Annotated in this window: 26 protein-coding genes; 9 read left to right on the forward strand and 17 right to left on the reverse strand. The window is 65.3% G+C overall.

Annotated elements, in window-relative coordinates; all coding sequences use genetic code 11:
- Positions 1-19 precede the first annotated feature (19 nt).
- The 7 genes from IQ16_RS03145 to ffh form a co-directional block, all read right to left on the reverse strand.
- Complete coding sequence (locus tag IQ16_RS03145; RefSeq protein ID WP_018643932.1) at positions 20-229, reverse strand: hypothetical protein; 210 nt, start codon at positions 227-229, stop codon at positions 20-22.
- A 93-nt stretch (positions 230-322) separates the two neighbouring features.
- Entirely contained in the window at positions 323-1,729 is a 1,407-nt protein-coding gene (leuC, locus tag IQ16_RS03150) for a 3-isopropylmalate dehydratase large subunit (RefSeq protein WP_018643931.1), read from the reverse strand.
- 428 nt (positions 1,730-2,157) lie between these two features.
- Positions 2,158-2,538: a 50S ribosomal protein L19 gene (gene rplS, locus IQ16_RS03155; RefSeq protein ID WP_018643929.1), complete on the reverse strand. Its 381-nt coding sequence runs from the start codon at positions 2,536-2,538 to the stop codon at positions 2,158-2,160.
- A 108-nt stretch (positions 2,539-2,646) separates the two neighbouring features.
- Positions 2,647-3,402, reverse strand: a complete 756-nt coding sequence (gene trmD / locus IQ16_RS03160) for a tRNA (guanosine(37)-N1)-methyltransferase TrmD (protein WP_018643928.1) — start codon at positions 3,400-3,402, stop codon at positions 2,647-2,649.
- Positions 3,403-3,507: 105 nt separating this feature from the next.
- Positions 3,508-4,068, reverse strand: coding sequence for a ribosome maturation factor RimM (gene rimM / locus IQ16_RS03165; RefSeq protein ID WP_018643927.1), 561 nt, complete (start codon positions 4,066-4,068; stop codon positions 3,508-3,510).
- A gap of 9 nt (positions 4,069-4,077) precedes the next feature.
- Positions 4,078-4,410, reverse strand: a complete 333-nt coding sequence (rpsP, locus tag IQ16_RS03170) for a 30S ribosomal protein S16 (RefSeq protein WP_018643926.1) — start codon at positions 4,408-4,410, stop codon at positions 4,078-4,080.
- A gap of 86 nt (positions 4,411-4,496) precedes the next feature.
- Entirely contained in the window at positions 4,497-6,044 is a 1,548-nt protein-coding gene (ffh, locus tag IQ16_RS03175; RefSeq protein WP_026312132.1) for a signal recognition particle protein, read from the reverse strand.
- 436 nt (positions 6,045-6,480) lie between these two features.
- Here ffh and IQ16_RS03185 point away from each other — a divergent pair, with 436 nt between their 5' ends.
- Positions 6,481-7,545 carry an MBL fold metallo-hydrolase gene (locus tag IQ16_RS03185; protein WP_018643925.1) on the forward strand — a complete coding sequence of 355 codons (1,065 nt, stop codon included), beginning with the start codon at positions 6,481-6,483 and terminating at the stop codon, positions 7,543-7,545.
- Between the two features lie 176 nt (positions 7,546-7,721).
- The gene (locus IQ16_RS03190) at positions 7,722-8,132 is read left to right on the forward strand and encodes a hypothetical protein (protein WP_026312131.1); all 411 of its coding nucleotides are present in this window, start codon (positions 7,722-7,724) and stop codon (positions 8,130-8,132) included.
- A 36-nt stretch (positions 8,133-8,168) separates the two neighbouring features.
- On the opposite strand, the gene IQ16_RS03195 is transcribed toward IQ16_RS03190, so the two are convergent.
- Entirely contained in the window at positions 8,169-8,870 is a 702-nt protein-coding gene (locus tag IQ16_RS03195; protein WP_026312130.1) for an SIMPL domain-containing protein, read from the reverse strand.
- Between the two features lie 5 nt (positions 8,871-8,875).
- Positions 8,876-9,688, reverse strand: coding sequence for a GyrI-like domain-containing protein (locus IQ16_RS03200; RefSeq protein WP_018643922.1), 813 nt, complete (start codon positions 9,686-9,688; stop codon positions 8,876-8,878).
- A gap of 235 nt (positions 9,689-9,923) precedes the next feature.
- Here IQ16_RS03200 and dapF point away from each other — a divergent pair, with 235 nt between their 5' ends.
- Together dapF and mtaB are read left to right on the forward strand one after the other, a co-directional pair.
- Positions 9,924-10,799 carry a diaminopimelate epimerase gene (gene dapF / locus IQ16_RS03205; protein ID WP_018643921.1) on the forward strand — a complete coding sequence of 292 codons (876 nt, stop codon included), beginning with the start codon at positions 9,924-9,926 and terminating at the stop codon, positions 10,797-10,799.
- Positions 10,799-12,052, forward strand: coding sequence for a tRNA (N(6)-L-threonylcarbamoyladenosine(37)-C(2))-methylthiotransferase MtaB (gene mtaB / locus IQ16_RS03210; RefSeq protein ID WP_018643920.1), 1,254 nt, complete (start codon positions 10,799-10,801; stop codon positions 12,050-12,052). The genes dapF and mtaB overlap by 1 nt, the downstream gene beginning before the upstream one ends.
- A 193-nt stretch (positions 12,053-12,245) precedes the next feature.
- Here mtaB and IQ16_RS03215 read toward each other — a convergent pair whose 3' ends face one another.
- Both IQ16_RS03215 and IQ16_RS03220 read right to left on the reverse strand, forming a co-directional pair.
- Positions 12,246-13,355 carry a DUF2336 domain-containing protein gene (locus IQ16_RS03215; RefSeq protein WP_018643919.1) on the reverse strand — a complete coding sequence of 370 codons (1,110 nt, stop codon included), beginning with the start codon at positions 13,353-13,355 and terminating at the stop codon, positions 12,246-12,248.
- A 272-nt stretch (positions 13,356-13,627) separates the two neighbouring features.
- The gene (locus IQ16_RS03220) at positions 13,628-14,329 is read right to left on the reverse strand and encodes an RluA family pseudouridine synthase (protein ID WP_018643918.1); all 702 of its coding nucleotides are present in this window, start codon (positions 14,327-14,329) and stop codon (positions 13,628-13,630) included.
- A 57-nt stretch (positions 14,330-14,386) separates the two neighbouring features.
- On the opposite strand from IQ16_RS03220, the gene ftsY reads away from it, so the two are divergent.
- Together ftsY and IQ16_RS03230 are read left to right on the forward strand one after the other, a co-directional pair.
- Positions 14,387-15,334 (forward strand): signal recognition particle-docking protein FtsY, encoded by a 948-nt coding sequence (ftsY, locus tag IQ16_RS03225; protein WP_018643917.1) that lies wholly within the window; start codon positions 14,387-14,389, stop codon positions 15,332-15,334.
- Positions 15,335-15,336: 2 nt separating this feature from the next.
- Positions 15,337-15,939, forward strand: a complete 603-nt coding sequence (locus IQ16_RS03230) for a septation protein A (protein ID WP_018643916.1) — start codon at positions 15,337-15,339, stop codon at positions 15,937-15,939.
- 137 nt (positions 15,940-16,076) lie between these two features.
- Here IQ16_RS03230 and IQ16_RS03240 read toward each other — a convergent pair whose 3' ends face one another.
- The 5 genes from IQ16_RS03240 to ccmA form a co-directional block, all read right to left on the reverse strand.
- Entirely contained in the window at positions 16,077-16,673 is a 597-nt protein-coding gene (locus tag IQ16_RS03240; protein WP_018643915.1) for a DsbE family thiol:disulfide interchange protein, read from the reverse strand.
- Positions 16,670-16,855: a heme exporter protein CcmD gene (gene ccmD, locus IQ16_RS03245; RefSeq protein WP_018643914.1), complete on the reverse strand. Its 186-nt coding sequence runs from the start codon at positions 16,853-16,855 to the stop codon at positions 16,670-16,672. The genes IQ16_RS03240 and ccmD overlap by 4 nt, the downstream gene beginning before the upstream one ends.
- Complete coding sequence (locus IQ16_RS03250) at positions 16,852-17,637, reverse strand: heme ABC transporter permease (protein WP_018643913.1); 786 nt, start codon at positions 17,635-17,637, stop codon at positions 16,852-16,854. Before IQ16_RS03250 ends, ccmD begins: the two co-directional genes overlap by 4 nt.
- Positions 17,638-17,728: 91 nt before the next feature.
- A complete protein-coding gene (gene ccmB, locus IQ16_RS03255) occupies positions 17,729-18,397 on the reverse strand; it encodes a heme exporter protein CcmB (protein ID WP_018643912.1) in 669 nt (222 codons plus the stop codon).
- Between the two features lie 283 nt (positions 18,398-18,680).
- Positions 18,681-19,283: a heme ABC exporter ATP-binding protein CcmA gene (gene ccmA / locus IQ16_RS03260; protein ID WP_026312129.1), complete on the reverse strand. Its 603-nt coding sequence runs from the start codon at positions 19,281-19,283 to the stop codon at positions 18,681-18,683.
- A gap of 241 nt (positions 19,284-19,524) precedes the next feature.
- Here ccmA and acnA point away from each other — a divergent pair, with 241 nt between their 5' ends.
- The 3 genes from acnA (at position 19,525) to IQ16_RS03275 (ending at position 24,248) form a co-directional block, all read left to right on the forward strand.
- Positions 19,525-22,245 carry an aconitate hydratase AcnA gene (gene acnA / locus IQ16_RS03265; RefSeq protein ID WP_018643910.1) on the forward strand — a complete coding sequence of 907 codons (2,721 nt, stop codon included), beginning with the start codon at positions 19,525-19,527 and terminating at the stop codon, positions 22,243-22,245.
- A gap of 233 nt (positions 22,246-22,478) precedes the next feature.
- Positions 22,479-23,255, forward strand: a complete 777-nt coding sequence (locus IQ16_RS03270) for a DUF1223 domain-containing protein (protein ID WP_018643909.1) — start codon at positions 22,479-22,481, stop codon at positions 23,253-23,255.
- Positions 23,256-23,876: 621 nt separating this feature from the next.
- The gene (locus IQ16_RS03275; protein WP_026312127.1) at positions 23,877-24,248 is read left to right on the forward strand and encodes a DUF2794 domain-containing protein; all 372 of its coding nucleotides are present in this window, start codon (positions 23,877-23,879) and stop codon (positions 24,246-24,248) included.
- A 215-nt stretch (positions 24,249-24,463) separates the two neighbouring features.
- On the opposite strand, the gene IQ16_RS03280 is transcribed toward IQ16_RS03275, so the two are convergent.
- Positions 24,464-24,994, reverse strand: a complete 531-nt coding sequence (locus tag IQ16_RS03280; RefSeq protein ID WP_018643906.1) for a GNAT family N-acetyltransferase — start codon at positions 24,992-24,994, stop codon at positions 24,464-24,466.
- Between the last annotated feature and the right edge of the window lie 259 nt (positions 24,995-25,253).

The following is a 25,253-nucleotide window of genomic DNA, read 5'->3' on the forward strand; positions in this document are numbered from 1 at the left end:
CCCTTTGTTCATCCGGTCATCACAGCCAATCCTTCAGCTTCCACGACGAAGCCTTCCAGCGCATCAGGTTCTCGACCTTCCATTGCCTGAACATCGCCGGCGGCCAGCGGCTGAGCTTCGAGGTCTCCTCGACTTCGGGCTTGGCGACGACGCGAAGCGGCGTGGCGCGCCGCCGGTGCTGGCGTGTCGCCTCGCTGATCAGATCGACATATTCGGGCTTGTTGGCCATCGTTTGCGTCCTCGCGAACCGTCGCGAGGACGCAGTGTCGTTGCGGGCGATTAACGGCGCTTTGCCGCGATCGCTACAATTGCAGGAACCGGCTTACCGCCAGTCCCGGACGTCGACGAAGTGACCCGCGATCGCCGCGGCCGCCGCCATTGCCGGCGACACCAGATGCGTGCGGCCCTTAAAACCCTGGCGACCTTCGAAGTTGCGGTTTGAGGTCGAGGCGCAGCGCTCTTCCGGCTTCAGCTTGTCCGGGTTCATGGCAAGGCACATCGAGCAGCCCGGCTCGCGCCATTCGAAGCCGGCCTTGATGAAGATCTTGTCGAGACCCTCAGCCTCGGCCTGCTCCTTCACGATGCCGGAGCCCGGCACGACCATGGCGTTGACGCTGCCTGCGACCTGCTTGCCTTCCGCGATCTTGGCGGCGGCGCGCAAGTCTTCGATGCGGCCGTTGGTGCAGGAGCCGATGAAGACGCGGTCGAGCTTGATGTCGGTGATCTTCGTCCCCGCGGTCAGGCCCATGTACTTCAAGGCGCGGTGCTTGGAGAGACGCTTGGCCTCGTCCGCGATCTTGTCCGGATCGGGCACGATGCCGGTGACCGAGATGACGTCCTCAGGGCTCGTGCCCCAGGTCACGATCGGCGGCAGTTTTGCAGCATCGAGGCGCAGCTCGTAGTCGAAATGCGCGCCTTCGTCGGAGCGCAGCTTCTCCCAATAGCGCATCGCCGCGTCCCAGGCCGCGCCCTTTGGCGACTTCGGACGGTCGCGCAGGAAGTCGTAGGCCTTCTGGTCGGGCGCAACCAGGCCGGCGCGCGCGCCGCCTTCGATCGACATGTTGCAGACCGTCATGCGGCCTTCCATCGAGAGCGCGCGGATTGCATCGCCCGCATATTCCAGGACGTAGCCGGTGCCGCCGGCGGTGCCGATCTCGCCGATGATGGCGAGGATGATGTCCTTGCCGGTGACGCCGTCGGGCAATTTGCCGTCGACGGTGACACGCATGTTCTTGGCCTTCTTCTGGATCAGCGTCTGCGTCGCCAGCACGTGCTCGACCTCGGAGGTGCCGATGCCGTGCGCGAGCGCGCCGAACGCGCCATGCGTCGAGGTGTGGCTGTCACCGCAGACGATGGTGGTGCCGGGCAGGGTAAAGCCCTGCTCGGGGCCGATGACGTGAACGATGCCCTGGCGCTTGTCGAACTCGTTGTAATATTCGATGCCGAATTCCTTGGCGTTCTCGGCCAGCGCCTTGATCTGCTCGATGCTTTCAGGATCGGGATTCGGCTTGGTGCGGTCGGTGGTCGGCACGTTGTGGTCGACGACCGCGAGCGTCTTCTCGGGCGCATGAACCTTGCGCCCCGTCGCGCGCAGGCCTTCGAACGCCTGCGGCGAGGTCACCTCGTGCACCAGATGGCGGTCGATATAGAGCAGGCAGGTGCCGTCGTCGGCTTCGTGCACCAGATGGTCGTTCCAGATCTTGTCGTACAGGGTGGTCGGCTTGGACATGAGCTCGAGCTCCGGGAATGTTGTGTCAGCGGATAGCGCGCCTCGCGCGCGGGCAACGAAATCGTCAGCGCAGCTTTTAGGCTGCGCGCGTAAGCTCTGACGTTGCCGAGGTCGCGAAGCGTCCGAAGAACCGTCCAGGCAGCCGCGAGCGATCGTCGATGACGATGCGCCGGACGGGTGCGAAGCTGGTCAGATCTGGAAACATTCTAGAAGCTATATAGCACGCGGAAGTTAAAGCGCGAGAGCCTAGCGGCACCGTCATTGCGAGGAGCTTCTTGCGACGAAGCAATCCAGACTGCTTCGGCGGAAAGACTCTGGATTGCTTCGCTGCGCTCGCAATGACGAGGTCGGGGAGAGGGCGCCGGGGCCAAACAAAAAAGCGCGGAGCCGAGCCCCGCGCTTTCGAAAGACTTGCTGGTGGCGAAAGCTTACTCGCCGACGGCGGCCTGACGGTCCTGCTTCTCGACGATGCGGGCCGACTTGCCGCGAAGGTTGCGGAGGTAATAGAGCTTGGCGCGACGCACCTTGCCGCGGCGCACGACCTTGATCGAGTCGATCATCGGGGAGAGCAGCGGGAACACGCGCTCGACGCCCTCGCCATAGGAGATCTTGCGGACGGTGAAGCTCTCGTTGAGGCCACCGCCGGAACGGCCGATGCAGACGCCCTCATAGGCCTGCACGCGGGTGCGGTCGCCTTCGACGACCTTCACGTTGACGATCACGGTGTCGCCGGGGGCGAATTCCGGAATCTCCTTGGTGGCGGAGAGCTTCTCGAACTGCTCTTTTTCAAGCTGTTGGATCAGGTTCATGGGGTAATCTCCATCGGCGCGCCCAGCCGCAGATCGGGGGCTGCGCGAAATTCGTTGATCCAGCTATTGCGGATGTGGCCGCTCCTATAAGGCAAGCCGGAGCGTTTGTCACCCGTCTGTCTTGTTTTTTGGCGTTTTTTGGCGACGGGGCCGATTCGGGGGCTTGGGTGGGATTTGGGCCCATAAATCCGGCCGCCGGGCCTCTGTCAGGGCCTCGGATTGCGCCCGCCGCCAGCTGGCGACCTTGGCATGGTCGCCCGAGGTCAGGATCTCCGGGATCGGAACCCCCTCGAACAACTGGGGCCGGGTGTATTGGGGGTATTCGAGCAGGCCGTCCGAAAAACTTTCCTCGGTTCCCGAGGCTTCCTTGCCCATCACCCCCGGCAGCAGCCGGACGCAGGCATCGATCAGGGCCAACGCGGCGATTTCGCCCCCGGAGAGCACGTAATCGCCGATCGAGACCTCCTCCAGGCCCCGCGCGTCGATCACCCGCTGGTCGATCCCCTCGAATCGCCCGCAGACGATCAGCGGGCCGGGGCCCTGGGCGAGCTCGGTGACGCGGGCCTGGGTCAATGGCCGACCCCTGGGGCTCATCAGCAGGCGCGGCCGCTCAGGCCCGATCTCCGCGGCATCGATGGCGGCGGCCAGAACATCCGCCCGCAGCACCATGCCCGGCCCGCCGCCGGCGGGCGTGTCGTCGACGCTGCGGTGGCGATCGGTGGCGGAGGCCCGGATGTCCCGCGCCTCGATCTCCCACAGCCCGGAAGCCAGCGCCCGGCCGGCCAGGCTCACGCCGAGCGGCCCCGGAAACATCTCCGGAAACAGCGTCAGCACCGTCGCGCGCCAGGGGGAGGGGGGTGTCATTCGATCTCAGTTGTTGTCGTCCCGGCGAAGGCCGGGACCCATAGCCACCGCGGTTCGTTTTGCGATGGCTGGAGCTGCCAGCTTAGCCAAAACCAAGTGTCGTGGTTATGGGTCCCGGCTTTCGCCGGGACGACTCGCGGACGGGGCAGCGTCCTCGTCCCGATCGCCCTCGATCTCCTGCGGCAGCGCGATCACGACGCGGCCGCCTTTGAGATCGACCTCCGGCACCACCGCATTGGAGAACGGCAGCAGCATCGTCGCGCCCTTGAGGGGCGCGATCTCGATGATGTCGCCGGCGCCGAAATTATGGATCGCGAGTACACGGCCGAGCGCATCGCCGTCGGTGGTGACGGCGGCGAGCCCGATCAAATCGGTGTGGTAATATTCGTCCTCGTCGGTCGCAGGCAGCTTGTCGCGCGGGACGTAGAGCTCGATGCCGTTGAGGCGCTCGGCCTCATCGCGGGTCGTGACGCCCTTGAACGTCGCGACCAGATGATCCTTGGCCTCGCGCGCCGTCGCGACCTCGAACTGGCGCTTGCCGTCCTTGGCGAGAAGCGGACCGTAGCGGCGCACGGCAAACGGATCTTCGGTGAAGGTCCATAGCTTGACCGCACCGCGCACACCATGCGCGGCGCCGATCCGCGCGACGCAGACCAGCGCCGACATGGTCTAGCCTTAGCCCTTCGCGGCGGCTTCGGCCTGCGCCTTGCGCTCCTTGCGCGGCACGGCCTTCTCGGGGTTGTTGCGCGCTTCGCGCTTCTTGACGCCGGCGGCATCGAGGAAACGCATCACGCGGTCCGACGGCTGCGCGCCCTTGGCGAGCCAGGACTTCACCTTGTCCATGTCGAGCTTCAGGCGGGTCTCGTTGTCCTTCGGCAGCAGCGGGTTGAAATAGCCGAGACGCTCGATGAAGCGGCCATCGCGGGGAAAGCGCGAGTCGGCGACGACGACGTGATAGACGGGACGCTTCTTGGTGCCTGCGCGGGCGAGGCGGATAACGACGGACATCTAGTTCTCCTTCAAAGTACGTTTTGTTCGGTTGATTGGTATTCCGCGTCGCGCGAGACCGGTTGCGATCCCGTGCGACGAATTCCTCATTTCTTCTTGCCCGGGAAACCGCCGAGGCCCGGCAGCGTCGGCTTGCCGCTCAGCCCGGTCAGTCCAGGAAGGTTCGGCAGACCGCTGCGGAGACCGGGCGGCAGATCCTTCGGCAAATTCGGCAGGCCTTGTCCGCCGCCGCTCTGCATCTTTTCCTGCATAGCCTTCATCTCTTCCGGCGAGGGCATCTTCATGCCGCCGCCAAAGCCCATCGCCTGCGCGATTCCGGCGAGCGGGCCGCGCTTGCCCGAGCCCATGGCCTTCATCACGTCGGCCATGTTCCGGTGCATCTTCAGCAGCTTGTTGACGTGCTCGACGCTCTGGCCGCTGCCGGCTGCGATACGCTTCTTGCGGCTCGCTTTCAGCACGTCCGGATGACGGCGCTCGTCGCGCGTCATGGAATCGATGATCGCGACCTGGCGCTTCAAGATCTTGTCGTCGATGCCGGCCGCCGCGATCTGGTTCTTCATCTTGGAGATGCCGGGCATCATGCCCATCAGGCCGCTGATGCCGCCCATGTTGGACATCTGCAAAAGCTGCTCGCGCATGTCGTTGAGGTCGAACTGACCCTTACGCATGCGCTCGGCGGTGCGCGCGGCCTTCTCGGCGTCGATATTGGCGGCGGCACGTTCGACCAGCGAGACCACGTCGCCCATGCCGAGGATGCGGCCGGCGATACGGTCGGGGTGGAAATCCTCCAGCGCGTCGGTCTTTTCACCGGTGCCGATCAGCTTGATCGGCTTGCCGGTGACCGCGCGCATCGACAGCGCAGCACCGCCGCGGCCGTCGCCGTCCACACGTGTCAGCACGATGCCGGTGAGGCCGACGCGCTGATCGAACGAGCGCGCAAGGTTCACGGCGTCCTGGCCGGTGAGGCTGTCGGCGACCAGCAGCACTTCGTGCGGATTGGCGGCGGCTTTGATCGCCGCGGCTTCCGCCATCATCTCTTCGTCGAGCGTGGTGCGGCCGGCGGTGTCGAGCAGCACGATGTCGTAGCCGCCGAGCTTGCCGGCTTCCAGCGCGCGTTTTGCGATCTGCGGCGGCTGCTGGCCGGCGACAATCGGGAGCGTCGGAATGTCGAGGTCGCGGCCGAGCACGGCCAGCTGCTCCATCGCGGCCGGACGATAGACGTCGAGCGAGGCCATCAGCACCTTGCGCTTGTCGCGCTGGACCAGGCGGCGGGCGAGCTTTGCGGTGGTGGTCGTCTTACCCGAACCCTGCAGGCCGACCATCATGATCGGCACCGGCGGCACGGAATTGACGTCGATGGTCTGGCCTTCGGCGCCGAGCGTGTTGATCAGCTCGTCGTGGACGATCTTGACCACCATCTGGCCGGGCGTGACCGACTTGACGACGGTGGCGCCGATCGCCTGCTCGCGGACGCGCTCGGTGAAGCTGCGCACCACTTCGAGCGCGACGTCGGCCTCCAGCAGCGCGCGGCGCACCTCGCGCATCGCGGCGTCGACGTCCTTTTCGGTCAGCGCACCGCGCCCCGTCAGACGATCGAGAATGCCACCAAGCCGTTCCGACAGATTGTCGAACAATGCCGTTGTCCTTCTTTACCTCTCCCCGCCTGCGGGGAGAGGTCGGATCGCCCTTGCGATCCGGGTGAGGGGGTACGGGACCATCTACGCGCATCACACGCGGAGAGAGCCCCTCACCCCGACCCTCTCCCCGCAGGAGCGGGGCGAGGGAGCAGAAAACCAAACACCTTTACGCCCGAGGGCGCACAGCGCTGTCGGGCGTTGGCCTCCGGCCTCGAGGACCGGTCGGCGGGTCGAAAAGAAAGCCTTTCCGAGAAAGTGGCGGGGTTAAACGCCGCTCCCGCCCAAAAGTCAAGGAAAGTTAGGGCGCCGGGACGCCTCTGCTAGGGCAAGACACTGAAAATATGATCTTTTTTGCGGCGGGTTCCTTTTCCGCCGTCCCCGCCCATATAGGCGGTGATGTCCTACCGCCCCGACCAACCCTAGAAGCCCGCCCGTGCCGGTCACCCGCCGCCGCCTTTTCGGACTGCTTGCCGGAGCCGGCGCTCTGGTCGGCGTCCCCTCCCTCTGGATGTCCCGCATGAAGACCTATGACGGCCCCGCCTCCGACCATTTCAACGGCCTGCACTTCTTCGATCCGGACGGAGCGCCGCCGAAATCGCTTCGCGAGGTGCTGCGCTGGCAGTTCAGCGGCAAGCGCCAGCGGGCGGCCTGGCCCGAATGGGCCCCGAGCCCGCATGCCGACACCCCGCCGCAGCGGGTCGATGGCGACAAGGTGCGGCTCTCCTTCGTCGGTCACGCCAGCTGGCTGATCCAGGCCGGCGGCCTCAACATCCTCGTCGATCCCGTCTGGTCCTCGCGGGTCTCGCCGGTCAACTTCGCCGGGCCGAAGCGGCACAACGATCCCGGCATCGCCTTCGAGAAGCTGCCGAAGGTCGACGTCGTGCTGGTGTCGCACGGCCATTACGATCATCTGGACATGGCGACGCTGTCGCGCCTCGCCAAGAATTTTGGCCCGCGCGTGGTGACCCCGCTCGGCAATGACGTCACGATGCACGGCGTCGATCCCACGATCAGGGCGGAAGCGTTCGACTGGCACGACCGCGTCGAGCTCGGCGAAGGTGTCGCCGTTCATCTGGTGCCGACCCGGCACTGGACCGCGCGCGGCCTGTTCGACCGCAACAAGGCGCTGTGGGCGAGTTTTGTCTTGGAGACGCCGGCCGGGAAAATCTACGTGGTCTGCGATTCCGGCTATGGCGACGGCCGGCATTTCCGCCGGGTCGCCGAGAAGCACGGGAAGCTGCGCCTCGCCATCCTCCCCATCGGCGCCTACGAGCCGCGCTGGTTCATGCGCGACCAGCACATGAACCCCGAGGATGCGGTGAAGGCGCTGGCCGATTGCGGCGCCGAGGCCGCGCTCGGGCATCATCACGGCACGTTCCAGCTGACCGACGAAGCGATCGACGCGCCGGCCAAAGCACTCGTCGAAGCGCTCGATGCGGCGAAGATTCCGCAGGAGAAGTTCGTGGCGATGAAGCCGGGGCAGGTGGTGGAGATTTAGGTCGTGTCCCCATAAACCCGGCGGCGTGATGCGACGAAAGCAATGTCCGCTTTGCTCCTATCGCGACAAGTGCGTGCGGCTCTGCGCCGTTGAACCAGAAAGCCCCTGACGCAACAAAACACCATGAATTTCTTTCGGTCGGAAGACCTTGATCGATCGATGGATGGAGCCGGCCTGTGGGATTTTTGCTGAGAATTGTGCTTGCAACCGCTATCGTGAACCTTGCTCCAGCCGTCGCCCAGGCGAAGAACGCCGTCGCTTCTCCTGCCTTGCAGAAGGAATTCGATGGCTTCATCGAGAAGTTTCGCGCGGCGCTGAAGGCAAACGATTCCGTCGCCGTCGCCGGTATGACACGATTGCCGTTCATGAACGACAACGCAATTCGCGACGCCGCGCAATTTGGCGCCAAGACCTATCGGACCTCGTTCACGGCAAAAAATCGCGCGTGTATCCAGCGCGGCAAGGCCGTCTACGATCGCGATGATTATAAGAACGACAGTTACTTCATCTTCTGCGGCGAGCTCATCTTCGTCTTTACCAAGACGCCGGCGGGGTTCCTTTTTACTGATATCAGCGCGAATGATTGATTAGGTGTTGCGGCGATGTGCCTCTTACGAAAGAGGTTACTGCCCCGCCTTGATCGCCCAGCTCACATTCACCGTCACCGACAGCGTCTCCTCGCCCGGCGCAACCGCGGCGGGCGCCGCCATCGGCGCTGGTGCCATCCGCGCCTTGAATAGCGGCACCGGAGCACCGCCCTCCGACACGCTGAGCGGCGCGCCAAGCGTCACGCCGGTCGCCTTCGCATAGATCTCCGCCTTGCGCCGCGCGTCGGCCACCGCCTGCTCGCGTGCATCGTCGAGCAGCTTCGAGGCCTGCGTCACCTCGAACGAGATATTGCCGATGTCGTTGGCGCCGGCGCTGACCAGCGTGTCGATGATGCCGGCCACCTTGGTCACGTCGCGGATCTTCACGGTGACGCGGTTGGAGGCGCGGAAGCCTGTTACGGGCGAGGCGCCGGTGGATTTGTTCTGGCCGTATTGCGGCTGCAGCGACAGCCGCGAGGTCTGGTAGTCCTTCTCGGCGATGCCGGCGCCTTTCAGCGCCAGCAGCACCTTGCCCATCGCGGCATTGTTGGCATCGGAGGCTTCCTTCGCCGTCTTGGCGTCATTGGCGACACCTGCATCGATCTGCGCGAGATCAGGCGCCACCGACACAGTGGCTTCGCCGCTGACCGAGATCGCGGCGGGAAAATCGTCGGCGCGCGCGGGCGTGGCCAGCAGCGTGGTGGCAAGGACGGCGGCGAGTATTGCAGGCTTTTTCATCACTCTCACTTCAGCGGCACGAAAACATTGATCACGAGCTTGTCCTCAGCCGTCTTCAGGGGATCGGTGAGGTATTCCTCGATGAAGGTGTCCTTGGCTTCCAGTCTCTTGTCGTCGAGGTGATTGGTGATCGCCTCATAGGTGTTGTCCATGTTGTCGTAGGAGCCGCGATGGACGAATTTCAGCGCCTTGCCCTCCGGCGATTTGCCGACGCTCATGTCCTTGGGCAGGTTCTTGGGATCCTGCTCGACCGGGATCTCGGCGAGGAAGGTGAAGCCGGTGTCGTCCGTCGAGGTGTAGACGATCATCGAATTGCCGGCGTGCTTGATGCCCTGCTTGTCCAGCAGCGTGTTCAGCGTCTTGAAGGCGTCGATCAGCGTGTCGAAGGCGGAATCCCAATTGGCAGTGCCCTTGACCATCACGACCTTCTTCGGCTCGAGCGTGGTCTCGAGCCCGAAGGGATCGGCGGTCTGCACCGGAGCGGGGGTGGCGGCCGCGGCGGGCGGTGGGGCCGCCGGGCTCGGCGAGGCGCTGGCTGCGGGCGCCGGCGATGCTGCAGGAGCAGGTGAGGCACTCGCCGCAGGTGAGGGTGTTGCCGCAGGAGCGGGCGAAGCACTCGCAGCCGGAGCGGGCGAAGCCGACGGGGCCGGCGCAGGACTTGTCGAAGAGGGGCTTGTCGAAGAGGGGCTTGTCGAAGAGGGGCTCGCCGAGGCAGCCGGCGCCGGGCTCGGGGACTGCGCCAGAGCGCCTGACAGCCCAAGCGACAAGGCCGCTGCCGGGATCAGCGCGGCCAAAGCGAGACGACGAAAACTGGTCATTTTATTCTCCCCAAGGCCCCCGGTCCGCCAGGGCCTCAATTCATCAAGACCTTACCCACCAAGGCCTTAACCCGGCCGCGCGTCCCGGTTCGCGCGAACCGCGCCGTTCTAACACGCGAGCGCCGAATTCGTCCCATGACAGATGCGTCATGGCAGATGTCCTGCTCGCGGCGGCAAATCACTGGCCAAGCGGCCTGGGAACACCATATAAGACGGGCGAAATTCGGGAATTTTCATGAGCGCGCTGGCCCACCACGCATTTGCCAAGATGAACGGCATCGGCAACGAGATCGTCGTTGTCGACATGCGCGACTCCGCGGCAAGGGTGACGCCGGACGACGCCCGCGCCGTGGCGTCCGCGCAGGGCGGCGTGCCCTACGACCAGCTCATGGTGCTGCAGAAGCCGCGGCTCGACGGCACCGAAGCCTTCATCAGCATCTACAACAATGACGGCTCCGAAGCCGGCGCCTGCGGCAACGGCATGCGCTGCGTGGTCCGCCGCATCTTCGAGAAGACCGGACAGACCACGGCGACCTTCGAGACGGCGGCCGGCCTGCTCAATGCCTGGCAGGGCCCCGCGCCCGATCTCTACACGGTCGACATGGGCGCGCCGAAATTCGGCTGGCAGGACATTCCGCTGGCGGAAGAGTTTCGCGACACCCGCTACATCGAACTGCAGATCGGGCCGATCGACAATCCGATCCTGCATTCGCCCTCAGCAGTGAGCATGGGCAATCCGCACGCGGTGTTCTGGGTCGACGACGTCAACGCCTATGATCTCGGCCGCTTCGGTCCGCTGCTGGAAAATCATCCGATCTTCCCCGAGCGCGCCAACATCACGCTCGCCCATATCGTCGATCCCCAGCACATCACCATCCGCACCTGGGAGCGCGGCGCCGGTCTGACCCGGGCCTGCGGTTCGGCGGCCTGCGCGACGGCGGTTGCGGCCGCACGCCTGAAGCGCGCCGAGCGCAAGGTCGAGATCACGCTGCCCGGCGGCAAGCTCGGCATCGAATGGCGTGAGCGCGACGACCATGTGCTGATGACGGGCACGGCGACCTTCGAATATGAAGGCAATTTCGATCCGGCGCTGTTTGCGCCGGTCGGCTGATGGCCGTCGACATCGTCACCTTCGGCTGCCGCCTCAACGCCTTCGAGGCCGAGGTGATCCGCAGCAAAGCGGAAGGCGCAGGCCTTTCCGACACCATCGTCATCAACAGCTGCGCCGTCACCAACGAGGCGGTGGCGCAGGCGCGTCAGTCGATCCGCAAGCTGAAGCGCGAGCGTCCCGAGGCGCGCATCGTCGTCACCGGCTGCGCGGCGCAGACGCAAAGCCAGATGTTCGCCGACATGGCCGAGGTCGACCGCGTCGTCGGCAATGACGACAAGATGCGCAGCGAAGCGTGGCGCGAGACGCGCGATGCGTTCGACATAGGTGCCAGCGAAAAGATCGCCGTCAGCGACATCATGGCTATCAGGGAGATGGCGCCGCATCTCATTGACGGCTTTGCCAGCGGCCTGCCGCGCGTGTTCGTGCAGGTGCAGAACGGCTGCGACCACCGCTGCACCTTCTGCATCATCCCGTTCGGCCGCGGCAATTCGCGTTCGGTGCCGATGGGCGCGGTGGTCGAGCAGGTGCGGGCATTGGCCGAGCGCGGCCATGCCGAGATCGTGCTGACCGGCGTCGATCTCACCAGCTACGGCGCTGATCTGCCCGGTGCGCCGAAGCTCGGCATGCTGACGAAGCAGATTTTGCGGCATGTGCCGGAGCTCAAGCGCCTGCGCATCTCTTCGATCGATTCGATCGAGGCCGATCATGACCTGCTCGATGCCATCACTGAGGATGCGCGCCTGATGCCGCATCTGCACTTGTCGCTGCAGTCAGGCGACGACATGATCCTGAAGCGCATGAAGCGGCGGCACTTGCGGAGCGATGCGATCGCCTTCTGCGACCAGGTGCGCCGCTTGCGCCCGGACATCGCCCTCGGCGCGGACATCATCGCGGGCTTTCCGACCGAGACAGAGGAGATGTTCTCGCGCTCGCTCGACCTCGTCGAAGAATGCGGCCTCACCTTCCTGCACGTCTTCCCCTATTCCCCGCGCCCCGGCACGCCCGCCGCGCGGATGCCGCAGGTTGCGGGCGGCGTGATCAAGGAACGCGCGAAGCGGCTGCGCGCAGCCGGCGAGGCGGCGCTGCGGCAGCGGCTGCAAGCGGAGATCGGCGCGACACGCGAGGTGCTGATCGAGAGCGAGGAGCAGGGCCGCACCGAGCATTATCTGCCGGTGGCGGTAGCGGGTGAGCGTGTGGGGAGTGTCGTGCCACGGATGATCACCGGCAGCGATGGCGAGCGGCTGACCACGTAATCTGCGGTCATCCCACAACTGCATCCCCAACGTCGTCCTGGCGAAAGCCAGGACCCATTACCCCAGGGCGTAGTTGTTGAATGCGATTGATAACCACCAGTCTTCGTCAAACCGAATTCGGTGGTAATGGGTCCTGGCTTTCGCCAGGACGACAGCGGAGAGCTTGGCACGCAGCGCGGGGCCTAACGCGCTCCTACGACGCCCGCACCTGCCAGAACCGCAGCGTCCGCCGCGCGTTCTCCGCGGTCATTTTCGCGAAATGTCCCTGCGCTTTGGCAAGGTCGGCCGGCTTCATCGCGCCGGTCGCAAAACGGCTTTCGAGCACGGCGGCCGTCGTTTCCCAGCTGAGCTGCGCCGCCTTGCATGGCACCAGGAGGCCGTCCTCGCGCAGGCTCTGCATCAGCGGACGGATCACCTCGACTGTCGATCCCGATAATGCCGCGAGGGCAGCGGCGGTCTCTTCATAGCGCCGCTGTCTGGCAAAGCCGAGCAGCGTTGCCTCGTTGAGCTGGCCGGTGGCCTTGAGGCCCGCGATGGCGCGCTTGGCGCCTTCGAAATCGCGGACGCCCGACATCTCGCGCTCGATGCCGACGGTGACGGCGGCGATCGCGCTCTGGATCTCCTCGAATAGATGCGGAGGCGCGCGCGACAACAGGCGCGTGCGCACCACATCCGTCGCCGAGCGCAGCAACTGCCGGCGCAGCTCCGACGGCAGGTCGATACGGACGCCGACGCTGACGGCGAGCTCGGGATCGCTTTCGGCCTGGCCGACGATGACGGCGAATCCGTTTCCGGAGACGCGCGCGCCGGGATTGGCCGCAAGCCGCCGGCTGACGCTGGGATAGCGCCGCGCCAGCAGCGCGTCGGTGACGACCTCCTTCAGCCACCAGCGGCCGGCCACCGCGAGCAGATGCGGCTCGCTTTTGCTGGAGGCGATCCTCACCAGCTCGCCATCGTCGAGACGCGCGGATTCCTGCAGCACGGGGCCGGCTATGCGGATCTCGTCATTGTTGGCGAGGCGGCGGATCACGGAGGGCGGCGCCTGCGCGATCGGCGCAAGCTGCATGCTGATCTCGGCCAGTGCCACGCGCGCACCCATGTCGGCAATCGCGCGCAGCTCGATGGAGCCGATCAGGCGCTCGAGCACGTCGTCGAACAGTGCGATCTGCTCGTCGCTGAAACTGCCGGCGGAGGACAGGAACAGGTCGGTGACGCGCCGCGCCGTTTCCAGGCCCTTTTCCGGCGAGCCGATCCGAAGTGCGGATTCGACCTCGTCGATGATCGATAGCTCGGCCTTGGGCATGACGCGCGGCTCGTCCTGAGCGGATTGACGGAAGCTTGTTCTAAGCGACCGTTATCATTAGAGGCGAGCACTGAACGTTTCGTAAACCATGGCCGATGGGAACGAGGTGCGGCCGGGTACGCGGTGCGCTCCCTCCCCCGTTTGCGGGGGAGGGTTGGGGAGAGGGTGTCTCCGCAACGGGACAATCCCCTAGAGGAGAGAGCCCTCACCCGCCGCGCTCTGCGAGCGCGTCGACCTCTCCCGCACGCGGGAGAGGTGAACGACAGCGACCCCTACTCCCCGTTCCACCCGCAGGCGCGGAGCTTCTCGTGCATGTGGGGCGGGGCGGGGGCCACCACGCGGACCGGCTCCTTGTTCCGGGAGATCGGCACCACGATCTCGCGGGAGTGCAGGTGCAGCCGCGGCTCGCCGAAGCGCGGACCGTTGCCGTAAATGTTATCGCCGAAGATCGGCCAGCCGCTCTCGGCCGAATGCACCCGCAACTGATGGGTCCGCCCGGTCACCGGTTCCATCGCGAGCCAGGTGAAACCGTCGCCCCGGCCCATCACCTTCCAGTTGGTGATCGCCTTCTGCCCGTCCGGATCCGGCTTCTGCCACCAGCCGCGCTCGGCATTGAGCCGGCCGAGCGGCATGTCGATCGTGCCTTCATCCTCAGTAGGGCCGCCCTCGGCCACGGTCCAATAGGTCTTGCCGATCTTGCCGTGCTTGAACAGCAGGCCCAGCGATGCGGTCGCCTTGCGATGGCGCCCGAGCACGAGGCAACCGGAGGTGTCCTTGTCCAGCCGGTGGGCCAGCACCGGCGGCCGCGGCAGGCCGAAGCGGAGCGCGTCGAAGGAATCCTCCAGATTGGCACCGCCCTTGGGGCCGCGATGCACCGGCAGGCCGGCCGGCTTGTCGATGATCAGCATCAACCCGTCGCGGTGGAGCACGCGGGCCAGGATTTCATCGGCGGTCAATTGGGGAACATCGAGCAATTGCAAGACTTTCGGTCAAGGCTTTCGTTTGCGAGCCGGAACGGCTAACACGCCACCATGAACGATACCACCTCCGAGACCCCCAAGCTGAGCTGGTGGCGCCGCCTGTCCAACGGGCTCAAGCGTACCTCGTCCTCGCTCGGGACAGCGGTCGCCGACCTCGTCACCAAGCGCAAGCTCGACCGAGCCATGCTCGACGACATCGAGGACGTGCTGCTGCGCGCCGATCTCGGTACTTCCGTCGCGGTGCGGATCGCGGACGCCGTCGGCACCGGGCGCTACGACAAGGCGATCTCGGCGGACGAGGTCAAGGACGTCGTCGCGACCGAGGTCGAGAAGGTGTTGTCGCCGGTGGCAAAGCCGCTCGAGATCGACGCGGCCAGGAAGCCGTTCGTCATTCTCGTCGTCGGCGTCAACGGTTCCGGCAAGACCACCACCATCGGAAAGCTCTCGCAAAAATTCGCCTCCGAAGGCCGCAAGGTGATGCTCGCCGCCGGCGACACGTTTCGTGCCGCCGCCATCGAGCAGCTCAAGGTCTGGGGCGAGCGGACCAAGACGCCGGTCATCGCCGGCGCGCAGGGCTCGGATTCGGCGAGCCTTGCCTTCAACGCGCTGACCGCGGCGAAGGAGCAGAACATCGACGTGCTCCTGATCGACACCGCCGGCCGCCTGCAGAACAAGGCCGAACTGATGAACGAGCTCGAAAAGGTCGTGCGCGTGATCCGCAAGGTGGATGACACTGCGCCGCATGCCGTGCTGCTGGTGCTGGATGCTACTGTCGGCCAGAACGCGCTGTCGCAGGTCGAGGCGTTCCATCGCACCGCCGGGGTCACCGGCCTCGTGATGACCAAGCTCGACGGCACCGCCCGCGGCGGCATCCTGGTGGCGCTTGCGGAGAAGTTCAAACTGCCGGTGCATTTCATCGGCGTCGGCGAAGGCGTCGACGATCTCGCGCCATTCACCGCACGCGATTTCGCCCGCGCCATCGCCGGAATCGAAAGCTAGAGATGGACAAGACCCAGCCGCATCCGCTGTTCAAGCTTGCGACCGAGCTCGGTCCGCTGCTCGTGTTCTTCTTCGTCAATGCGAAGTTCAATTTGTTCGCCGCGACCGGCGCCTTCATGGTCGCGATCGTCGCGGCGATGGCCGCCTCCTATGTGGTGACCCGCCACATCCCGATCATGGCGATCGTGACGGGCGTGATCGTGCTGGTGTTCGGCACGCTGACCCTGGTGCTGCACGACGAGACCTTCATCAAGGTCAAGCCGACCATCATCTACGGCCTGTTCGCCGCGATCCTCGGCGGTGGCCTGTTGTTCGGCCGCTCCTTCATCGCGGTGATGTTCGACCAGATGTTCAATTTGACGCCGCAGGGCTGGCGCATCCTCACGCTGCGCTGGGCGCTGTTCTTCGCTGGCATGGCGGTGCTGAACGAAATCGTCTGGCGCACCCAGAGCACGGATTTCTGGGTGAACTTCAAGGTGTTCGGCGTCACGCCGATCACGATGATCTTTGCGATTGCCCAGATGCCGCTGACCAAGCGCTACGGGATAGAGCCGGCGTCGCTGGAGACCAGCGAGGCCGAGGCGGGGGATGTGAGGAAGGGTTGACGGTCTCGTGTCCCGGACGCGCGAAGCGCGAGCCGGGACCCAGGCTCTCTCCAGCTGTGCCGTCGCGGTGACATGGGCCCCGGCTCTGCAGCGCACCGCTGAAGAAGCGCTGCGCTGCGTCCGGGGCAGGAGCGGTGTTAGGACCCCGCCGCCTTCAACGCCTTCTCCATCTGCGGCATCAGCACCGTCCGCAGATTGTCCGGCGTGATCGGCCCGACCAGCTTGTAGACGATCGTCCCCTCGCGCCCGACGACAAACGTCTCCGGTACGCCGTAGACGCCCCATTCGATCGAGGCGCGGCCGTTGGCGTCGACGCCGACGCGGCCGAACGGGTTGCCGTAGCGCCCGAGGAAGCGACGTGCGTTGTCGGCTGCGTCCTTGTAGTTGATGCCGACGAGCTGGAAGCGCTTGTCTTTTGCCAGTTCGGTCAGCAGCGGTGCTTCGTCATGACACGGCACGCACCAGGACGCCCAGACATTGACGAGGCTGACCTTGCCCTTGAAGGCGGCGGGGTCGAGCCCCGGCACCTGTGCGCCGTTGTCCTGCAATCCCTCGAGCTCCGGCAGCGTGGTCTGCGGCGCGGGCCGGCCGATCAGCGCAGAGGGAATCCGGGAGATATCGCCGCTGCCGAGCCGGAACCAGAACAGCACGGCGAGGCCGATGAAAGCGATCAGCGGCAGCACCATCAGGAAGGTGCGGCGCTGCGGCGCGCCGGAGGTCGATTGATCGCTCATGGCGCGTCCATAGCGCTTAGGCCCGAGCGGCGGGTGACGCCGCTACGGTCGAGCTCGCGCAAACGCTGCGTCTGGTTGCGATAGTCGAGCACGATCCAGCCGATCAGGATCACGACCACGAGGGCCGCAGCCGCATAGGACGTCACGATGAAAGATGCGTAGGGACCGAGCGACATGATCACGCCGCCCCTGTTGACGCGTTTTCTTGATGCGAACCGGTGCCCACCTCGTTCGAAAACGCGACGCGGCTCGCCTGCATCATCTGCAGCGAGCGGACGCGGCGGCGCAAGATCTCGTTGCGCATCGCCGCCAGATGCAGCGTGACGAACAGCAGCGTGAATCCGATCGCCATCACCAAAAGCGGAATCAGGAAGGACTTGTCGAGCGTCGAGCCGCCCATGCGCATCACCGAGGCCGGCTGGTGCAGCGTGTTCCACCAGTCGACCGAGAACTTGATGATGGGCAGGTTGATCGCGCCGACCAGCGTCAGCACCGCGGCGGCGCGTGCCGCGCGTGAGGGGTCGTCGACCGCGCGCCAAAGCGCCATCAGGCCGAGATACATCAGGAACAGGATCAGCACCGAGGTCAGCCGCGCGTCCCATTCCCAATAGGTGCCCCACATCGGCCGGCCCCACAGCGAGCCCGTGAGCAGTGCCAGGAAGGTGAAGCTGGCGCCGATGGGAGCCGCCGCCTTCGCGGCGACATCGGCGAGCGGATGCCGCCACACCAGCGTGCCGAGCGAGGCGATGCTCATCACGCCCCAGACGAACATCGACAGCCAGGCATTGGGCACGTGGATGAACATGATCTTGACGGTCGCGCCCTGCTGGTAGTCGTCGGGCGCGTAAGCGGATTGATAGAGGCCGATGGCGAGCAGGATGACGGTCGCACCCGCAAGCCATGGCAACACCCGCGTTGTCAGCGCGAGGAACCGCGTGGGGTTGGCGAGATCGATCAGCGTCATGGTATCCTGATAATCACCGGTTGATGCTCACGCAATCAGCATGAAAGCGCGCCACGAAAGTTGATCGGGGTCAAGGTCAGTCCAGTCCAACTCAATCCAGTCCATGCCGCAGGCTCGCCGCCGCTGCGAAGGGGCCGACCACGAGGCTGACCAGCGACAGCGCGCACAGGATCGAGAACGGCGCGCCGAACGTCATGGGACCGACGATCGCGGCCTGCGAGGCCGCAACGCCGAAGATCAGCACGGGAATCGACAGCGGCAGCACCAGCACGGCCATCAACAGCCCGCCGCGATGCAGCGTCACCGCCAGCCCGGCGCCGATCATGCCGGTGAAGGTCAGCGCCGGCGTGCCCGCCAGCAGCGTCAGCGCCACCGCGCTGGTCGCGACCATGTCGAGGTTCAGCAGCAGGCCGAGCACGGGGGTTGCGACAATCAGCGGCAGGCCGGCGGCCAGCCAATGCGCCAGCGCCTTGGCCGCGCAGGCGAGTTCCAGCGGGGTCCGGCTCATCGTGATCAGGTCGAGCGAGCCGTCCTCATGGTCGGCCATGAACAGCCGGTCCAGGGTGAGCAGGCTCGCCAGGAGCGCGCCGAGCCAGAGGATCGCCGGCCCCAGCCGCGACAGCAGCGCCAGGTCCGGCCCGACCGCGAACGGCATCAGCACCACCACGGTCAGGAAGAACAGCACCCCGATCAGCGCCCCGCCGCCGACGCGCAGCGCGATCCGGATGTCCCGGCGGATGAGGGCGGACAGGGCGGTCATGGAGTGCTCCCATCGTGCCCCAAGGGCGGTGCGCTCCCTCCCCCGCTTGCGGGGGAGGGTTGGGGAGAGGGTGTCACGACAACGAAGACTCCCCCAGAGATGAGAACCCTCACCCGGCGCCATAGCCGATGCAAAGCATCGGCGTTTTCAAGGAACGGCGGCCAAGGGCCGCCTATGCCGACCTCTCCAGCAAGCGGGAGAGGCGAGGGAGCCCGCGGCGACGGCTGCCTCCCGGGTGCGAGAGCTGCGCCCGGCCGCTTGGAAAGCTGAGGGTCGATCGGAATCACGCCGCACCCCCGATCCGCAGCTCCCGCGAATCGATCCCCAACGGCGCATGGGTCGCCGCGATGATCATGCCGCCGCGGGCGAGGTGCTCCCGCATCAGGCCGCCGAACATGTCCTGGCCGGCCACGTCCAGTGCGGTGGTCGGCTCGTCCAGCAGCCAGATCCGGCGCCTGATCGTGAGCAGCCGGGCCAGCGAGAGCCGGCGGCGCTGGCCGGCGGACAGGAAGGCGGCGGGCAGATGGGTGGCGTGGTCGAGGCCGACGGCCTCGAGGCTCGCGGCGGCGTCAGAACGCTCGCCGCCCAGAAAATCGGCCCAGAATGCCAGGTTTTCCTCGACGCTCAGCGCCGGCTTCAGGGCGTCGCGATGGCCGAGATAGTGGCACTGCTCCGGCAGCGTCATTTCGGCGTCGCCCCCGTCCAGTACGATCGTGCCGCCGGCCGGAACGAGCAGGCCTGCGATCAGGCGCAGCAGCGAGGTCTTGCCCGCGCCATTGCGGCCGACGACCGACAGGGCCTCGCCGGATGCGGCATGGAAGTCGAGCCCGGAAAACACCTCGCGCCCGCCGCGCACGCAGGCGACCCCGCGTCCGGACAGTTGCATCTTGGCTTGGTCCAGTCCGCTCAAAGCCAGGCCTCAGGAAATCTTGGGGTAGCGCATGGGAATTTTTGGCTCGGCAATTGCTGCGGCACGATTGTGGCTGTGGCGGTGCGGTTAGAAAGCTTCTATAAGCCCGGAACTACTTGATGCAGCAACTCAACCTGCCCCTGCAAGCGACCCAGCCTGCTACGCTGACGGTGTTAAAATACCCTGCCGGGTATAACTAACAATTGGGATTTCCTACATGACCTCGCTCGACAGCTTCAAATGCAAAAAGACCCTCAAGGTCGGCGCCAAGACCTATGTCTATTACAGCCTGCCCACGGCCGAGAAGAATGGTCTGAAGGGAATTTCGAAACTCCCCTATTCGATGAAGGTCCTGCTTGAGAACCTCCTGCGCAACGAGGACGGCCGCTCGGTCAAGAAGGAAGACATCGTCGCGGTGTCGAAGTGGCTGCGCAAGAAGTCGCTGGAACATGAGATCGCCTTCCGCCCGGCCCGCGTGCTGATGCAGGATTTTACGGGCGTTCCGGCCGTGGTCGACCTGGCTGCAATGCGAAACGCCATGCAGAAGCTCGGTGGTGACGCCGAGAAGATCAACCCGCTGGTGCCGGTCGATCTCGTCATCGACCACTCCGTGATCGTGAACTTCTTCGGCGACAACAAGGCCTTCGCCAAGAACGTCACCGAGGAATACAAGCAGAACCAGGAGCGCTACGAGTTCCTGAAGTGGGGCCAGAAGGCGTTCTCGAACTTCTCGGTCGTGCCGCCCGGCACCGGCATCTGCCACCAGGTCAATCTCGAATATCTCTCCCAGACGGTTTGGACCAAGAAGGAGAAGATGACGGTCGGCAAGAAGACCGGCACCTTCGAGGTCGCCTATCCCGACTCGCTGGTCGGCACCGACTCCCACACCACCATGGTCAACGGTCTCGCCGTGCTCGGCTGGGGCGTCGGCGGCATCGAGGCGGAAGCCTGCATGCTCGGCCAGCCGCTGTCGATGCTGCTGCCCAACGTCGTCGGCTTCAAGCTGAAGGGCGCGATGAAGGAAGGCGTCACCGCCACCGACCTCGTGCTGACCGTGACGCAGATGCTGCGCAAGCTCGGCGTCGTCGGCAAGTTCGTCGAGTTCTTCGGCCCCGGCCTCGACAATCTCTCGGTCGCCGACAAGGCGACCATCGCCAACATGGCGCCTGAATACGGCGCGACCTGCGGCTTCTTCCCGGTCGACGCCGCCGCGATCGACTACCTCAAGACCTCCGGCCGCGCCGCGCCGCGCGTCGCGCTGGTGCAGGCCTATGCGAAGGCGCAAGGGCTGTTCCGCACCGCCAAGTCGGCCGATCCGGTGTTCACGGAGACGCTGACGCTCGACCTCGCCGACGTCGTGCCCTCGATGGCCGGCCCGAAGCGTCCCGAAGGCCGTATCGCGCTGCCCTCGGTCGCCGAAGGTTTTTCGGTCGCGCTCAGCAGCGAGTACAAGAAGGCCGAGGAGCCGGAGAAGCGCTTTGCGGTCGAGGGCAAGGACTTCGAGATCGGCCATGGCGACGTCGTGATTGCCGCCATCACCTCCTGCACCAACACCTCGAACCCGAGCGTCTTGATCGGCGCGGGCCTGCTCGCGCGCAACGCGGCTGCGAAGGGCCTCAAGGCAAAACCGTGGGTGAAGACCTCACTCGCCCCGGGCAGCCAGGTCGTCGCGGGCTATCTCGCCGATTCCGGTCTGCAGAAGGATCTCGACAAGGTCGGCTTCAACCTGGTCGGCTTCGGCTGCACCACCTGCATCGGCAATTCCGGTCCGCTGCCGGAGGAGATCTCGAAGTCGATCAACGACAACGGCATCGTCGCCGCCGCCGTGCTGTCCGGTAACCGCAACTTCGAAGGCCGCGTCTCGCCGGACGTGCAGGCGAACTATCTGGCCTCGCCGCCGCTGGTCGTCGCCCACGCGCTCGCGGGCAGCGTGACCAAGAACCTCGCGGTCGAGCCGCTCGGCGAAGGCAAGGACGGCAAGCCGGTGTACCTCAAGGACATCTGGCCGACGACCAAGGAGATCAACGCCTTCATGAAGAAGTTCGTGACCGCGTCGATCTTCAAGAAGAAGTATGCCGACGTGTTCAAGGGCGATACCAACTGGCGCAAGATCAAGACGGTCGAGAGCGAGACCTATCGCTGGAACATGTCTTCGACCTATGTGCAGAACCCGCCCTATTTCGAAGGCATGAAGAAGGAGCCGGAGCCGGTCACCGACATCGTCGAGGCGCGCGTCCTCGCCATGTTCGGCGACAAGATCACCACCGACCACATCTCGCCGGCCGGTTCGATCAAGCTCACCTCGCCCGCAGGCAAGTATCTCAGCGAGCACCAGGTGCGTCCCGCCGACTTCAACCAGTACGGCACGCGTCGCGGCAACCATGAAGTCATGATGCGCGGCACCTTCGCCAACATCCGCATCAAGAACTTCATGCTCAAGGGTGCTGACGGCAACATTCCGGAAGGCGGCCTCACCAAGCACTGGCCCGACGGCGAGCAGATGTCGATCTACGACGCCGCGATGAAGTACCAGCAGGAGCAGGTGCCGCTGGTCGTGTTCGCCGGCGCCGAATACGGCAACGGTTCCTCGCGCGACTGGGCTGCGAAGGGCACCCGTCTGCTCGGCGTTCGCGCCGTGATCTGCCAGAGCTTCGAGCGCATCCACCGCTCCAACCTGGTCGGCATGGGCGTGCTGCCGCTGACCTTCGAGGAAGGCACATCCTGGTCGTCGCTCGGCCTGAAGGGCGACGAGAAGGTCACGCTGCGCGGCCTCGTCGGCGACTTGAAGCCGCGCCAGAAGCTGACGGCGGAGATCGTCTCCGGCGACGGTTCGTTGCAGCGCGTTTCGCTGCTCTGCCGCATCGATACGCTGGACGAGCTCGACTACTACCGGAACGGCGGCATTCTGCACTACGTGCTGCGCAAGCTCGCGGCCTAAGCGCGAATTTGTGAACGGTGGCTCACTGCGACGTGAGTAGAAGGTTAAACGAAGGCGGCCTATCACAAGGCCGCCTTCGCGCGTTTGCGGCATGTTTTGGATGGGCCCATCCGGCGGAAAATCGGCTTGGCACGGTTTCCTGGATGGTTGAGCATGCCGCGCCCCGTAAGACTACGGTGACCATCAATCGATAAGATTCCCCCTCCCACGAGCTTTGGTGTGCGGCGTTCGACATGACAACAATGACGGCTTCTCATCTGATTTCACGTTGGTCCGGCGCCCTCTGGTCGGGAGCACTCGGCATCTGTGCAATCGTCGCCGTCATCCGTCCCGCTCACGCCGATCCCCGCGCCGTTGTCGAATTGTTCACCTCGCAGGGCTGCTCGTCCTGCCCGCCCGCCGACAAGATCATCGGCGACCTCTCCAGCGACCCCTCGATCATCGCGCTGAGCATGCCGATCGATTATTGGGATTATCTCGGCTGGAAGGACACGCTGGCGGATTCGCGTTTCTCTGCACGGCAGCGTGCCTATTCACGCATGCGCGGTGACCGCGAGGTCTACACGCCGCAAGTCGTGGTGAATGGCTCGACGCATGTCATCGGCAGCGATCGCGCCGGCATCGAGAGCGCGATCGGCAAGACCGACAAGGGCACCGGCGTGATGAGCGTTCCGGTGACGATGTCGCTCGCGGGCAAGCAGATCAACGTCTCGGTCGCCGCGAGCAATGAGCCGGCGGCCTCGCATGGCGAGGTCTGGATCTGCTCGATCGCCAAGTCGGTCCCGATCGCGATCGCCAAGGGCGAAAATCGCGGGCAGCAGATCACCTACCACAACGTGGTGCGCAACCTGCTCAAGGTCGGCGACTGGAACGGCCGTGCCGAAAGCTGGACCGTGCCGATCGAGAACCTCACGCGCGATGGCGTCGACGGCGCGGTGGTCTACGTGCAGGACGGCAGCCGCGAGAAGCCGGGCCCGATGCTCGGCGCGGCGTACACGTCGCTGCACTGATTCGAATTTCTCTCTAGCGTCGAATTCGCTCTAACGCCTCATGGTGAGGAGCGCGCTCTTGCGCGTCTCGAACCATGCAAGGCCCCGCTGCTGCATCCGGGCCTCGATCCTTCGAGACGCCGCGCGAAGAGCGCGGCCCTCAGGACGAGGGGAGAGAGTGTGCCTGGCGGTCGGGAGAAATGGTCGCGTCCGGAAACGTCCGGGCACAAACAAAAAAGGACCAACTCGCGTTGGCCCTCCTTGTCGCGCGTACAGACCCGATCCTGTTCGACCCCGGGGGGCTGGGGGCTGAGGAATCCGGAACCGAAAGGACCGGGTCAACGCACATCAGTCTTTTCGCAATGCAGGGCGGCAGGCGCTGGGCGGAAAAGCGGCGAGACTAAGATTCTTGAGCACGATCCCGTGACGGTTCGTCGCGACAGAGTTCCACCCCTGCGTGTGGCCTGGTTCGTACCCGATTCCACCGGTTGAGCCACAAGTCTCTCTGGGCTTTGTCCCGGGTTCCATCGAGAGCCCTTGCGGAGGACGGCGGTTGGCGCGATCATGCAACTGTCATGATCCGCGGTTCCGGGGACGGTTTTCGCGGACGCGGTCATGTTGCGCGACGAGGAGGCGCTTCTCATGAGCCTGATGCCGGAGGATGCCGATCCGAGCGGGCAGCGCGCGGCGGCGCGTCCCGCCGCTACGAACGCGCAACCGAACCGGGTGACCTTCAACCGGCTCGAGCTGCATCGTATTCTCAATCTCTATGGCCGCATGGTTGCCGACGGCGAGTGGCGCGACTACGCCATCGACTTCCTCAGGGATCGCGCGGTGTTCTCGGTCTATCGCCGCGCCTCGGAAGTGCCGATCTATCGTATCGAGAAGGATCCGCGCCTCGCACGCAAGCAGGGCATGTACAGCGTGATCTCGGCGACGGGCCTGATCCTGCGCCGCGGCCACGAGCTCGACCGCGTGTTGCTGGTGATCGATCGCAAGCTGGCGGTGGTATAGCCACACGGACAGTGCCGTAGGGTGGGCAAAGGCGCAAAGCGCCGTGCCCACGTCCTTTTTCCATCGCCGCAGATGGTGGGCACGCTCCGCTTTGCCCACCTTACGGCACCGGTGATTTGGCGAGACCTCGTAGCCCGGATGAGCGAAGCGACATCCGGGTCTTTGCTTGCCGTGTTCCCGGGTATCGCTGCGCTCACCCGGGCTACGGGACTGCCCTACTTTGTTGGCACGCTCCGCGCGCCCTCGCCGAGGTCGCGCTGCATCATCACCGTATCGAGCCAGCGGCCGAATTTCAGCCCGACATTGGGATGCGTGCCGATCATCTTGAAGCCGCCCCTGGTGTGCACGCCGATCGAGCCGGCATTGGCGGAATCGCCGATCACCGCGATCATCTGGCGGAAGCCGCGCGCCTCGCATTCGGTGATCAGCCGCTCCAGCAGCTTTGAGCCGACGCCGCGGCGGTGGAAGGAGGGATCGAGATAGATCGAGTTCTCCACCGTGAAGCGGTAGGCCGGCCGCGGCCGGTAGGCGCCGGCATAGGCGTATCCGGCCACGCGCCCGTCGAGGATCGCGACGAAATAGGGATAGCCGCCGTCGACCAGCGCGCGATAGCGGCGCGTCATCTCGGCAAGGTCGGGCGGTTCCAGCTCGAACGTCGCCGTGCCCTCGCGGACGGCCTGCTGGTAGATGGCGGTGATGGCGGGAAGGTCGGCCTCGATGGTGGGCCTGATTTCAGGTGCGGACATGGGGGAAGATTAGAGCCTTCCGGAGACTGCTGGAAGAGGCTGTTCCGCCTCCACACCCGTCATTGCGAGCGCAGCGAAGCAATCCAGAAATGCATCCGTGGAGGGACCTCTGGATTGCTTCGTCGCAAGGGCTCCTCGCGCAATGACGAGGAGAGACCGCCCTGGTAGCCCGGATGGAGCGCAGCGCAATCCGGGGCCGCCGCATCCGCGGACCCGACGTTCCCGGATTGCGCTGCGCTCCATCCGGGCTACGGGACGC

This window comes from Bradyrhizobium huanghuaihaiense (assembly GCF_007830635.1).
Taxonomy (GTDB): domain Bacteria; phylum Pseudomonadota; class Alphaproteobacteria; order Rhizobiales; family Xanthobacteraceae; genus Bradyrhizobium; species Bradyrhizobium huanghuaihaiense.